Here is a 12,869-nt window from a genome sequence, read left to right as displayed (position 1 = left end):
TTAGTGGTTTACACACCTTAGCAAGCACGCTTTAATTTAGATAATTAATACAGCGAATGAATAAGATTGATCAAATGAATATAAGAAATGTCGATCTCAACTTGCTTGTGTACTTAAATGTACTGATAGATGAGCGAAATGTCTCGAAAGCGGCAAATAAATTAGCATTAACCCAACCAGCAATGAGTAATGCACTAAAACGTTTACGTGATTTATTTGACGATCCGCTCCTAGTTCGTGCCGCAGGCTCTATGACTCCTACTGCAAAAGCGCTGAGTTTAAAACCTGAAATAGAAGCGCTGTTAAAAATGGCTGAGGCAATAACTCAACCCAGTGATATGTTTGATCCAACCACTGGCGAACTCACCTTTAGAATTATGGCGAATGATTATTTAGAATCAACGCTAGTCGCCCCTTTTATTACCCAGCAACTCAATAAACATCCAGGACTTAATTTTGATGTGCTTAGCCCCAGCGATGTTAGCCTGCAAGATATGGAAAAGGGCAGCATTGACTTAGCCATCAATCGCTTCAACGGCCTACCACGGTCTTTTCATCAGGCCAGTGTCTGGCGCGATAACTATTGCTGTTTAATGCATCCAGCTAACCCATACTTAAAACAGCCTGATCTAGAGCAATACTTAGCGTCAGAGCATATTTGGGTAAATCGTGCAGGCTGGGGGGCTGAAGCTGCCGTCACGAATAAATCAGGTAGCCAAAAGCTGGGATGGGTAGACGAAGCTCTTTGGCAGCTTGAACAAACCCGTCATATTCGGGTGTTTACTCGTCATTACATGGTGGCAAGTTTGCTATGCCAATCGCCACAACTGATCGCCACACTACCAAGACGACAAGCAATGCTGCTAACTAAACATACCGAGTTAGTGATTAGTCCTGTGCCGTTTCAAATTGTCCCAATCGAAGTAAAAATGCTTTGGAGCCCATTACTGCATCATGCCAGCCCACACCAATGGTTACGCCGCGAGCTGCAAGCGTTCGCTAATACGATTGCTGATCGCTAGAAAGCTCTAATTAAAATGGAGATATCTAGTTATTATTGATTAAATCAATATCAGTTATTGAAAACAACAATTTCATAAATAGTGTGCTTAGGGCTACAGTGAAGTCATACCAAATGAGTTAACCACTAACACTGAGAGACAACATTATGATGCAAACTACAGCAAGCTTCACCCAACAAGACGGATTATTTATCGACGGCCATTTACATGCGTTCATCGAACAACAACTTTGTAAGCAAACCACCCTTGAGTGTAATGATGTTTACCAAGCATTGGCGACTCTGGTTGATGAATTTGGCTGTCAATGTCGTAAAAACAAACATTTTGACAATGACAGTTTAGATGTACAAACGTTATTGCATGCGTATCAAGTTGAGCATAATCACCCGCATTGTCATGTTGATGCACAAACAACAACTGCGGTATTAGATGAATATTGCTGTCAGGTGCCAGCTATTATTGTTGTTGCTTTAATGGATACATTAAGCGGTACACCAAGCGATGAACACAATGCAAAAGCAATTTATCAACGTGCTGCAACACTGACTAATCGCCCTTGCATGTATCGTGCAAAGCTCTACAACGCCAATGCAGCGTAGTTCATGAAACTTTTAAACGCTCGATTATCCTTTGTGTAAAATCACTGCAACTGAGGATGGTCGAGTTTTGCTGCTCTGCCTGTAAATCAAAGGTCACTTCACCGGCTATAAATGTCTGTTGCAAAGCCAGCTCTATACTGTTGGCCGCTTCGTGCCAATTCATAAACCGTAGCATCATCACCGCACTTAAAATACTACTGGTAGGATTTGCACTATTTTGTCCAGCAATACGCTCAAACGTACCATGAGTTGGTTCAAAAAAAGCCACTTCATTATTTAAATTTGCTGCGGGCATAATACCAATACCACCCACTTGTGCAGTCAACATATCTGCTAGATAATCGCCATTTTGGTTGGTTGTTACCACTACATCAAATTGCTCAGGATTCATTAACGCTTGCTGGAGCATGTTATCTGCAATCACTTCTTTAATAACTAACGGTACCAAGCCCTCACGCGGTATTTCTAGCCAACGGCCATTACTGTGTGGTATTGCTGAGAACTCAGTTTGCGCCACGGCAAACCCCCAACGCTTAAACGCACCATCAGTAAATTTAAATACATTGCCTTTATGCACTACCGTTACCGAGTCACTATTTTGTTCAAGCGCATACGCTATTGCATAGCGCACTAGCCGCTCTGACCCTTCTTTAGAAATATTTTTAATGCCAATACCACATTGTTGATCAAAGCGCAGACGGGTTACGCCCATTTCTTGGCATAAAAAATCCAGCATTTTTTCGGCTTCGACACTGCCAGCTTGCCATTCAATTCCAGAGTACACATCTTCAGAGCTATCGCGGATCACAACAATATTGGTATTTTCAGGTTTTTTTAACGGTGACGGTAATGCGCAATAGCCTTTAATCGGCCGCATATTTACAAACAAATCCATTTCATGACGAAGAGCAACATTGAGTGAACGAAAACCTCCGCCAATCGGCGTGGTTAAAGGCCCTTTAATCGCTATTTTAAATTGCCGAACCGCATGAATCGTCTCTTGCGGAAACCAATCCCCATCATATAGCTGCGCAGCTTTTTCACCGTTAAAGACTTCCATCCAGTGAATTTTTCGCACTCCTTGATAACATAACTGCACAGCATGGTTCACAATGTCACGCATGCAAGGGGAGATATCCTGCCCTACTCCATCACCATCAATGTAAGCAATGATCGGCTGCGCCGGAATATGCCACACGCCTTTATTATCAATGCTAATTTGTTCACCCTGAGGTGGGATTTCAATGTGTTGATAACCCATAACCTGCCATATTTTTATTATAAAATATCATATAAACATTAAACCATGGTTGGCAGTGAGTGTCGTGGTTTTAGCATCTATACTTATCATTCAACAATAAAATAGTGAACGGATTTTATGCTTTACTCGGTCTTCTGTGAGCAATTAAAAACCATTGAGTACCACGTATGAAACTGTTTAATCGAATTTTATTCGTTACTTGTTTAGCGAGTACATCTGTTTTCGCAGCCCAGCTTGATCCTCAAGGATTAACCGAGCTGTCAAAAAGCAAGCAGCAGATAATACTGCAATGGCTGAATTTTTAGTCTTGAGCAAACTCAGGCAACTTTAGGCCCACTGCCATACTCTAATTTACCCATTTATTTACACCCTCGGTATATTGCATTTGAACCCGTGCCTTGGGGAAGTGTGCGCCGTGGTGATCCAGATGGCATAGAGTTACATTTTGATCGCTTTGCCAGTTTTACACAATTACGCGATGACTGGACCCTCTACCATGAAATGGCACACCTTTACTTACCGTTACTACCCTATTCGGGCTTCTGGTTAAGTGAAGGATTTGCAACCTATATGCAAAATATAATAATGCGTGATAGTAAAGTGATCACTAGGAAGCAATTTATACATCGACTATCTGCAGGGCTTGAACGCGGACGTCAGCAAACGCGAACAAAGCAACAGCCATTAAGTGAACTTGCCGACGATATGTGGCAACAAGGTGCACAACAAAGAGTTTATTGGAGTGGTAGCGCTTTTTTTATTGAAGCAGAGCTGGCTTTACAGCAACAAGGACAAAGCTTGACACAATTAATAAAACGCTATAGCGAGTGTTGTTATAGCTCAAAAACAACAGCAAAAGAACTGGTCACAACATTTGATCAGCTTTCACGCAGCGCCATTTTTTCAACCTTATATGCCCGTTATACACAGCGTACTGATTTTCCCGACATTACCCGTGAGCAGCTTATTTTACTGAGGTGAGTGACATAAAATATCATCAATTTCATCAAACACTTGATAAACTAAATGGCTATCTAACATCACGCTATCGGCTTTAAGGGCTTTGTCTAACTTGATTGCATGTTGGTACAATGTTTCGCACTCAAACATTCCAGCAGTTCCTTTTAGCATATGAACACTTTGTGCAAACCCTGTCATATCGCCATCTGTATATTGCTTGGTTATTGTTTCTCGCTGCTTTTTAAGCCCTTTTATGTACACCTGTTTAAGCACCTCAAATTCATGCTCTGGCAATTTTACATCTTCAAGCATTTCGATATCTAAATAACTAGCAATTTTATGACTAAATTCACTGCGGTCAATTGGTTTGCCTATATGATCAATAAACCCTTGTTTTAGATAGCGATCAACTTCATGCTTCATAGTATTTGCTGTAAGGGCAACAATGGGGGTCGTTAATCCTGTTGCCTGCATAATATGAATCGCTTGTTCGCCATCCATTACTGGCATTTGAATATCTAATAAAATCAAATCAAATTGATGATCTAGGGTCGCTTGCACTGCATCTTTGCCATTTTCTACCGCAGTAACCGTTAACCCCATTCGCTCTAAAACACGTTTGATCAATTCACGGTTTTCAGGATGATCTTCCGCTACCAGCACTTCACCCACGAGATTTCGCTGATCTTGACTTGGCAGCTCTTTTTCTTTGCTTATAGAGATCTCATCAAAACTATTGATCCAACGTACTCGTTCAGGCATATATAGCGCGATATTGAGGCTAAACTCACTGCCACTGCCAACATGGGAATGAACGGTGATATTACCATCTAACTTTTCGGCTAAACTTTTTGAAATATTTAAACCGAGTCCTGTACCGCCATATTTACGTGAGATCGATGAGTCAGCCTGATAAAACGGCGTGAACAAGTCTTGTTGCTCAGCCTCTGTCATCCCGATGCCGGTGTCTTTAACTTTAATGACAAGCTGCTCTTTAGTGCAACTCACCACTAATTGAATATGCCCTACCGTGGTAAATTTTAATGCATTAGCTGTTAAGTTTAACAATATTTGTCGTAATCGGGTTGGATCAGAAATAATCCAATCAGGCAGTGGGAATTGGTAATCAACTTTAAATTTAAGACCTTTATCACGAATTTGTTTGCCTAATAGCGATTCTATATGCGCAATGGTTGCAAATAAGTCAGTCTCGACTAAATCAATTTCAAGGCGATTGGCCTCTATTTTTGACATATCAAGTATGTCGTTTATGAGTCCTAAAACATGGCGGCTGTTTTGTAAAATAACCCGAATACCATGATTTCGTTCGTGAGGCTTAATATCGCCTAAAATAATACCATCTGCGTAGCCTATAATAGAGGTCATTGGCGTACGTATTTCATGACTCATATTTGCTAAAAAACGGCTCTTAGCTTCACTGGCATCAGTGAGTTCTGACGCCAATTGTTGTAACTCCTGCGTACGCAATTGCACTTTTTGCTCGAGGTTTTTAGTAAGCTCAACATTCTCATCATGTAAAATACTAAATTTATTTGCCACTGCAAACGCGAGTAACATCGCATCTAAGGCGGTGCCAATCAAACCTAATAGGTACAAATCGATTGCAATCGGCGTCAGTACACCTAAATTAGTTAAATTTCCCACCATATTAGGAATTGCCATCGCTAGGTAAGCAAAGACAAAGTATCGCGCGGGTTTAAAACCACTCATCCAACTGCGAACCCCTATGTACATGCCTAAGCATAAGGTGCACCCCGTTACTATGGTTGCCCAAATAAACCCAAAACCTGGCCACATAGCAGCGAAAGGCAAACCTGCGGTTGCCACCACAGCTAATATAATTGATGCTTTGGCCAATTGTGGAAAACTGTCTTTTAGCTTAAGCAAATTATTGAAAAATAGAATGTTAGTTAATGGTATTAAAACAAACCCTAGCCAATGGAAATGGGCATTATAAAAACCAAATAGTTGATCTGGAATATGGAAAAACTGGCTCCACGCAAATACCCAGCATGCTGTAAATAAGGCGTAATAAAGGTGAGTTACATCCCGTGCGCCAAAATATATTAATAAGTTATACAAACCCAGCGCAATGCCTACCCCAAAGCACAACATCATCACCATATTTTCGATGGTGATCTGGGTAAAGAAGTCTGCATAGGGTTTTAATACCAGTTTAGGAGGAGTGTAAAAGTAGTCACTTTCATACTTGGTGATCAAAAAGTAACGCTTGCCTGGTGTAAGTGCTATTTTATTGCCGTAATGAAAAGCAAATTCGTTTTTTCAATCCCCCTGTTACGTAACGCGCGACCTCAGATGTGGGATCGGCCATATCATATACACGTGTTTCAATACGCGATACTAAGGTGTTGTAAGGGAACAACACTAATTCAGCTAGCTGAGTCTGATTTTCAAGTTCGACAACTAACCAATAACTTCCGCCATAATATGTGGTACTTGTTTGTGGTTTTTTATTGTCAAGCCACGTCGCAATCTGAGTGCTGTTATCAGGAAACCCTTCATAACTTGCCGCTAATAAGGTACCAACTTGAAACAAATTTATATCTTGTTGTTGCTCTGTATAAACAAACACATCCGCTGACTGTGTTGCTCGCACTTCGCAGACATATATTGTTAGCAAGCCTAAAAAGACTACATAGCAAAAACCTTGTATTGCTTTTAACAGCATACAATACGCCTCAGTTTAATGACAAAAAGATTAGAACTGATAACTGATATCCAAACCATAGCGGCGACCTTCCCCTTTAAAATCTTCCAACATGCCAAGGAAAGAGCTCAAATCAAACTTCAAATTACTGTACTCACTGGCAAATAAATTTTTCCCCCACAGTACAAAACCTAGGTTATCTAATTGATAACGAATATTACCATTGACTAAACTGTAACCATCTTGCATAGCATACGGATTTTGGTTTTGATCAAAATAATAGTCTGATTGATAATCCACTAGTAATTGTGTTGTTAAGGGATTACCAGCAAGCTCTAAACGATATTCTACGCCTGCACTAACATTCCACTTTGATGTAAATGGCAGCCGATTATGAGTCAAACTGTTACCCAAAGGATCAACAAATTCTTCAAATTCCGCATGGGGAATGTAACCCATCGCAAAACGCATTGAAAGTGCTTTAGTCGCTTGATAATCGAGTTCAGCTTCAAGGCCATAGATCACTGAATCACCAACGTTCTCTAATAATTGCACGGGTGGCTTTTGTGGTGAGTCTGATGGTTGGTTCATAAACACTTGCTGATCATTATAATCATAATAAAAAGCAGCCCAATTAAACCGCACACCTTGCTCAGGCCACCATGATTTAGTACCAATTTCATGCGCATTGAGACGCTCTTTGCCATAGTCAGCTAATTCGGCTTGCTCTGGGGAAGATAAAAACCCGCCATTATAACCACCACTTTTAATCCCATTTGCAAAACGGTAATAGCCATGGGTTGTATCGTTAATAAGGTAGTTCACAGCAAACTGGCCAGAAAAACCATTATCAGATTGCTCGCCTTGCACATGATAAAATGGCACTAAAACCCCTGCTAAATCACTCGGATCAACTACCATATTTAATTGTGCCACTGAGTCATAATCAAGTGACTCATAGGAATAACGTAGTCCAACACTTAGCAACCAATCTGAATTAAGTTGATAGTCTAACTGGCTGAAAGCGGCAATATTTTGCGTGTCAATTTGGTTATCATAGAAGAAGGTTGCGGTTAAGTCGGTGGCTAATATACCGCGATAATCTCTTAAAATATCGTTAATATTATCTTGTTTGATTGATTCATCTGCGTAATATAAACCACTGGTTAAAGTATGTTTGTTCCATTGCGTTTGCAAACGTAACTCTTGGCTAAATAAGTGAGTATCTAAACCTAGATTTCCTTCGCATAATCGCGCTGGTGAGCCATCACAATTAAATGCATGATCGCGCTCTAATTGGTTATAACTACTAATCGAAATAATTTCGTTAAACTCATTTAATTGCCAATTAATATGTGCACTAAACCCTTTACCATCCGTTTTATGCGGAGAATCGTTATTAACTTTAACCGTGTAAAAGTCATCACTGGCATCATTGAAGCCAAAGTTATCATAGCAATTTGTCGAACCAGCTTCGCTAGGACTACATAACTGACCTGTTAATGGATCCGCCACTACACCGATATTACCGACAGGCTGCACAATACCCTGCCAATCTTCGAGGTGCGCTTGTAACAATACCTGTACAGTATCAAACTCACTTAATAGTGATAGCCGTGCATTGGTTTGTTGCATTCCAGCGGTAGGTGATTGTGCAAAAGTATTGGTGGTTGAATAGTCATAGTCTTGATGATTTAAAGCGACACGAAACGCGCTGTTATCACTTAATTGATTGTTATACATAGCATCAATACTAAACGCGTTATTATTTGCTATACCCGCTGTTAAATACCCCGACTCGTTAAATTCAGGGCGTTTAGTGCGAATTAAAATTGCTCCGCCAGTTGAATTGCGGCCAAATAAAGTCCCCTGCGGACCACGCAAAATATCCACTTGCTCAATATCAAAGAAGTTAACGATCTGATTACTTGCAGATCCTACGGCAATGTCGTCTACATAAATAGCCACAGGCGAGGTGTTCGCCGTATTGTAGTCAACTAAACCAACCCCTGGATATTTACCGCCGGTGGCGTACCTTCAGCCGCATTTTGGCTGATTTTTAAATTAGGCGCGAATACCGATAACTCTGTTGAATCTTTATAATGTTGATTTTTAAGGCTATCACCTTTGACCTGACTAATGGCAATACTAACATCTTCAATTGCCTGCGCGCGTTTTTGGGCGAACACCTCAATGACTTCGAGGCTTTGGCTAGAGCCACTCGAATCGTCATTTTTTGCCTGTGCAGCCACAGCAAAAACGAGGCTCGACGAGCACAGCAGCAATATATGATTTGAAAAAGGATAACGTTGGCTTTTCATTAGATGGTGAACCTTAATACCGACAATGTAAAGATATTGTAATTATTTACGATTATAGACTAATTTATTGATTAAAGTCGCCAAGTTATCCATTAATTAGCTAGTTTTACTGCGCTTCAAAGGCATTTTCACCACTGATCTGCTGCGGATACCCACACAGTGCTCGTGCTGTTTGCATTCCAGCCATAACCGCAGCTTCAACACAACCTGCATTAACACCTGTTTTGATCCAATCGCCGGTAATAAATAAATTACTAAATTGCGTGCCATCAGTTGCTAAACGATATTGACTGGAACCTGAAACCGACAGCACATAACGCTCACTTGGATCAACATTCACTCGCCAGTACTGTTGATCTAAGCGCGCTGATTCTGGCACGTCATGCTGTGTATATAAAATGGACCAATCAAAGTCATTATCGTTATAAGCTAACGGCCATAATGGCTGCATATTAGTTGTTAATAGTTGTGTTAAGTTAGTTTTTACTTGTGCTTTTGCCCGTGCAGGGAAACCATGATCACTCTGTGGTGGATACTCTTGACAAGGAAATGCACTACAAAAATAGGCAATATTCTGCGGACTATTGCTTGCAGGCCACTGCTCTTTATCAATTAAGTTTTGCATTGCAGCCCAAGTATCAAACGGTTCGCTAAAACCACTCAAAATAGGCCCTTCTTCACTTGGCGGCATATACTGCCAACCTAACTGTTGATCTGTTTTATTTAACCAAATCTGACTGGCTTGTGTAGCTACCGAAAGAACATTTTTAGCCTGAGCAGCAAAGTTGTCGTCTATTGCTAATAATTGTGGGCAAACATGCTCTAATGAAGCAACTGAGACCCCAAGGATCAGCCGGTCAAAATCATCTTTAAACTGCAGTGTTTTAGTTGGTAGTTGTGCGCCAAAATGTGCTTGGTAACAGCTGGGCCAATCACTCCAAAATGATTCTAAATTAATATTATTCTGCTTTAGTAACAGGGCCTGCTCGTGGTTTATCTGCTGATAAAGAGGCTCACTTGGCCAGCAAGCTAAGTTTTTCACATCAATTAATGGCTGATACTCTGATGAGTTATTTAAACTCACTTGCTGTTGTAATAACACAGAAGCAACACAGTTTTGGCCACTTTCATCAACCCCAGGTGTAAGTTGCTGTAGTTGATGGAAGAATTCAAAGTTAACGCCTCTTTGTTTTAATAGTTCATACAATGGCGCAAAAATAACATCGCCCATTCCCGCCTGCATTTTCCACATTACCCCACCGCGATAACACAATGCGATTCTAAGCATGGCAAGTGCAGCAACTCCAGCTTCTACATTTGGTTTTTTAAAATCACCTTGTGGGTAGGCAAACACTAAATCATAAAAACCACGCACGGGCGCAGAATCGACACTGTATTGTTTATTCGCACCATTTTTTAATAACCATTGACGAAAATCATACTTGTTAATGACCCCAAAACCATCGCGATAAACTTTATCTTTAATCAATCCAACCAGCATCGCTATCGCTAAATCGGCACAAATATAAATACGCCTCAACTCTGCATTGTCATCCAGTAACTCGGTTAACTCTTGGTTAATCCAGCGTTTTAGTTTTCTGACAATATACCAAATCACTAAACTATCTTTCTTCTCAGAAATTTGTGGCTGCAGTGTGTTGTTACTTTGCACAAAGCTATTTAATTTATCGACAAGTAAGCTAGGTGTTGAAGTGATTTCTTGATTGAGATTTTGTATATCGTTGGTAAAGGTTTGCCATGCATCACTGCCATCAGAAACCAAGGTCTGAATTTGTTGATGAAAATGGCGTAGTAGGTATCTATCTCGTGGTTTTTTTGTCGTTAATTGTGTGCTCTTAGCTTGGACTCTGGCGGCCAGTTCAAATTGTGGTATCCATTTTTTTAGCCATGCAAGGGTCATTTTTACAAAGTCCCACACGGTAATATCTAAACTCCCATTCGCAGGATTGCCAGGTAAAACAGGAAAGTCTATAGGCCACGTTTGCCACTGTTCATCAATGTGCTCCTCAAGGGCAATAAAACTATGCGGTTTAAGTGCTTGTTGCCAGGTACTCAGTGCACTCGTTGGCGGACGCTGTAGCTTGTCGTATACAGTTTCAATGGTTTTAAAACTATTAACATAGGCACCAAACCAGACATGTAAACCATGCTCTTCTATGCGCTGCCCCATAACAGCATTACGGCCACTGGCTCCTTTTCCTCCTAAACGCCAACCTTGTTGGTACACTGTAATATGTCTTTTTTGCTGCCAATTAGGTTGTTCAGTCAGGTATAAAGCAGCCGTCATTGCGGCAACACCACCGCCTATAATAACTATTTTTTCTTGCTCCATAATGGATCCTTACTTAGGGAGTATTTGTGTAGCTTGAAGTTGGTCAAAATCCATCTTGATATAAAACGGCAAATACACAGCTTGCGCTCCTAGCTGTAAACCAAACATTTGCGCTAAAGGAAAACTATCTAGTAGCTGTAAATGTAGCTGATAAGCACCACTGAGTAGCTTAAATTGATGGATTTTCTTTATTTCTGAAGGAGAGTGCATAACTGCTTGAAAAACAGCCTTATCGCCTTGCCCGTCAGGAAATTGCTTAAATAGTATTTGATCCATCTGTGGATTCACAAAATCCTGTAACAGCTGCTTTAATAGCGAAAAATCAATACCAAGATGATCCCCATCAAACAAATTGGCGACATGCTCGCCAAAGTCCTCTAATACAGATAATAAGCCATCGCTTTGCGTCTTGACGTTTTTGGTGACTGAAAATAAATGCTGTGATTGTAATTTTGACGTTGGCGAAAAATGCTTAAAACAATCCAGTGAAACTGAAAAGTCGGTTATATCACTTACCGAACTGGGCATCTGGTAATCACATAAATATTTATTGTAACCCCATGTTTCTCTGCCGTTTATTAATGCATAAACATTATTTACGCAAATAAACGCCGGATACCAATAAAGATGAGTAATATCTTCATCATTGCCTTGCTTTTCAACCTTTGCAACTGGTAACCAAATAATAATATCAGTCTCTTGCATCCAACCGTGCTCACTAAAAGGCGGCGTTAATGAGGCAATTTTTTCTATGTCGGTAAAGGTTAATAATGCATATTCGCCTATGCCTTTAAAATATAACTCATCCGTTGCAACAATATTAAGCGTTGTATCGATATACTGTTGAACTTTATCCTGATCTATTTTTGCAAAAAAACCATACATATTTGCATTAGTCATTCGACATGGTGGCTTTGCAACAGGGTTTGATAAAAAGTGACTATAAGGAGGTAGTTGTACGGTCATGATTTATAATTATTTTATTGGATAAAAAAATAAGTATAGCCAAGATTTTTTACAAGGTAGTAATTTCAGTTAATTATTTTCAGTGAGCAAGTATTGGCTATATTGTTGATAACCAAAGCTATCGAAGCCTTTTGACAAGGGATTCATAAACCCATGACCGTAGTCTGCACGCTGGCATTGCACTTTGATTTGCTGCTCTAAACAAGCGAGCACAGGAAGAATATCAAAGTGCACTTCTTGCTTCGCAAAAATAAACTCGCAGGCCACGCTGGCAGACAAATCTAAATAATGACGAACTTGATTTGGATAAAATGCTACTAATCTTTTTATCTGTGAATTTTTCACAGTTGCTTGGCTTCGCCACGCAGCGGCTCCACCAGCACTAAAACCGATTACCGTAGTTGGTTTAGTTACTCTACTAAGAATGGTATTAAGCTTGTTGAAATAGTTATCGTGACCACACTCAGTGATAAATAAATCATACTGTAATTGCTCATCAATCACTGGCTGCAATTGCCCATCGTACGGATCGACAATTATGCTTTTAGCGTTAAATTGCCGTGCAAAGTGACTCAAATGAGCGGTTTTACCAAAAATATCACTAACGATAATGTATTCCATAGCCAAATCTTATTATTTACAGTTAAATTACCGCACAACAGTTAAAATACCGCTAAACGCCTTTTTCAGATTAGCTA

General features: G+C 40.2%; 9 protein-coding genes and 1 pseudogene. 3 read left to right on the top strand and 7 right to left on the bottom strand.

Annotation, left to right across the window (positions count from 1 at the left end; genetic code table 11):
• Window positions 1-74 precede the first annotated feature (74 nt).
• Together P4S61_RS16800 and P4S61_RS16795 are read left to right on the top strand one after the other, a co-directional pair.
• On the top strand, window positions 75-1,022 hold the full coding sequence (locus tag P4S61_RS16800; protein ID WP_145233680.1) for a LysR family transcriptional regulator: 948 nt from the start codon (window positions 75-77) through the stop codon (window positions 1,020-1,022).
• A 149-nt stretch (window positions 1,023-1,171) separates the two neighbouring features.
• Entirely contained in the window at window positions 1,172-1,621 is a 450-nt protein-coding gene (locus P4S61_RS16795; RefSeq protein WP_149981184.1) for a hypothetical protein, read from the top strand.
• 1 nt (window position 1,622) lies between these two features.
• On the opposite strand, the gene icd is transcribed toward P4S61_RS16795, so the two are convergent.
• The gene (gene icd, locus P4S61_RS16790; RefSeq protein ID WP_337118699.1) at window positions 1,623-2,882 is read right to left on the bottom strand and encodes an NADP-dependent isocitrate dehydrogenase; all 1,260 of its coding nucleotides are present in this window, start codon (window positions 2,880-2,882) and stop codon (window positions 1,623-1,625) included.
• A 408-nt stretch (window positions 2,883-3,290) separates the two neighbouring features.
• Between icd and P4S61_RS16785 the strand changes: the two genes are divergently transcribed.
• Window positions 3,291-3,863 carry a M61 family metallopeptidase gene (locus tag P4S61_RS16785; RefSeq protein ID WP_337118698.1) on the top strand — a complete coding sequence of 191 codons (573 nt, stop codon included), beginning with the start codon at window positions 3,291-3,293 and terminating at the stop codon, window positions 3,861-3,863.
• On the opposite strand, the pseudogene P4S61_RS16780 reads toward P4S61_RS16785, so the two are convergent.
• The 6 genes and pseudogenes from P4S61_RS16780 to P4S61_RS16755 form a co-directional block, all read right to left on the bottom strand.
• A pseudogene (locus P4S61_RS16780) lies at window positions 3,852-6,552 on the bottom strand (7TM diverse intracellular signaling domain-containing protein). The gene P4S61_RS16785 and the pseudogene P4S61_RS16780 overlap by 12 nt on opposite strands.
• 30 nt (window positions 6,553-6,582) lie before the next feature.
• On the bottom strand, window positions 6,583-8,499 hold the full coding sequence (locus tag P4S61_RS16775) for a TonB-dependent receptor (protein ID WP_337118697.1): 1,917 nt from the start codon (window positions 8,497-8,499) through the stop codon (window positions 6,583-6,585).
• 29 nt (window positions 8,500-8,528) lie between these two features.
• A complete protein-coding gene (locus P4S61_RS16770; RefSeq protein ID WP_337118696.1) occupies window positions 8,529-8,852 on the bottom strand; it encodes a hypothetical protein in 324 nt (107 codons plus the stop codon).
• A gap of 106 nt (window positions 8,853-8,958) precedes the next feature.
• Window positions 8,959-11,205, bottom strand: coding sequence for an NAD(P)-binding protein (locus P4S61_RS16765; RefSeq protein WP_337118695.1), 2,247 nt, complete (start codon window positions 11,203-11,205; stop codon window positions 8,959-8,961).
• A gap of 9 nt (window positions 11,206-11,214) precedes the next feature.
• Window positions 11,215-12,171 (bottom strand): acetoacetate decarboxylase family protein, encoded by a 957-nt coding sequence (locus P4S61_RS16760; RefSeq protein WP_337118694.1) that lies wholly within the window; start codon window positions 12,169-12,171, stop codon window positions 11,215-11,217.
• Between the two features lie 69 nt (window positions 12,172-12,240).
• Entirely contained in the window at window positions 12,241-12,792 is a 552-nt protein-coding gene (locus P4S61_RS16755) for a dienelactone hydrolase family protein (RefSeq protein ID WP_182734834.1), read from the bottom strand.
• Window positions 12,793-12,869: the final 77 nt, after the last annotated feature.

It is taken from the genome of Pseudoalteromonas sp. B160 (assembly GCF_037162485.1).
Classification (GTDB): domain Bacteria; phylum Pseudomonadota; class Gammaproteobacteria; order Enterobacterales; family Alteromonadaceae; genus Pseudoalteromonas; species Pseudoalteromonas rhizosphaerae.
Note: the sequence above shows the minus strand (reverse complement) of the source record. Positions and strands in the feature narration are given on the sequence as shown.

What these genes read in the sequence shown, in the direction of transcription:
- P4S61_RS16765 (WP_337118695.1), bottom strand. Translation starts at nt 11,205, where the DNA reads ATGGAGCAAGAAAAAATAGTTATTATAGGCGGTGGTGTTGCCGCAATG.
- P4S61_RS16795 (WP_149981184.1), top strand. Translation starts at nt 1,172, where the DNA reads ATGCAAACTACAGCAAGCTTCACCCAACAAGACGGATTATTTATCGAC.
- P4S61_RS16760 (WP_337118694.1), bottom strand. Translation starts at nt 12,171, where the DNA reads ATGACCGTACAACTACCTCCTTATAGTCACTTTTTATCAAACCCTGTT.
- P4S61_RS16800 (WP_145233680.1), top strand. Translation starts at nt 75, where the DNA reads ATGAATATAAGAAATGTCGATCTCAACTTGCTTGTGTACTTAAATGTA.
- icd (WP_337118699.1), bottom strand. Translation starts at nt 2,882, where the DNA reads ATGGGTTATCAACACATTGAAATCCCACCTCAGGGTGAACAAATTAGC.
- P4S61_RS16770 (WP_337118696.1), bottom strand. Translation starts at nt 8,852, where the DNA reads ATGAAAAGCCAACGTTATCCTTTTTCAAATCATATATTGCTGCTGTGC.
- P4S61_RS16755 (WP_182734834.1), bottom strand. Translation starts at nt 12,792, where the DNA reads ATGGAATACATTATCGTTAGTGATATTTTTGGTAAAACCGCTCATTTG.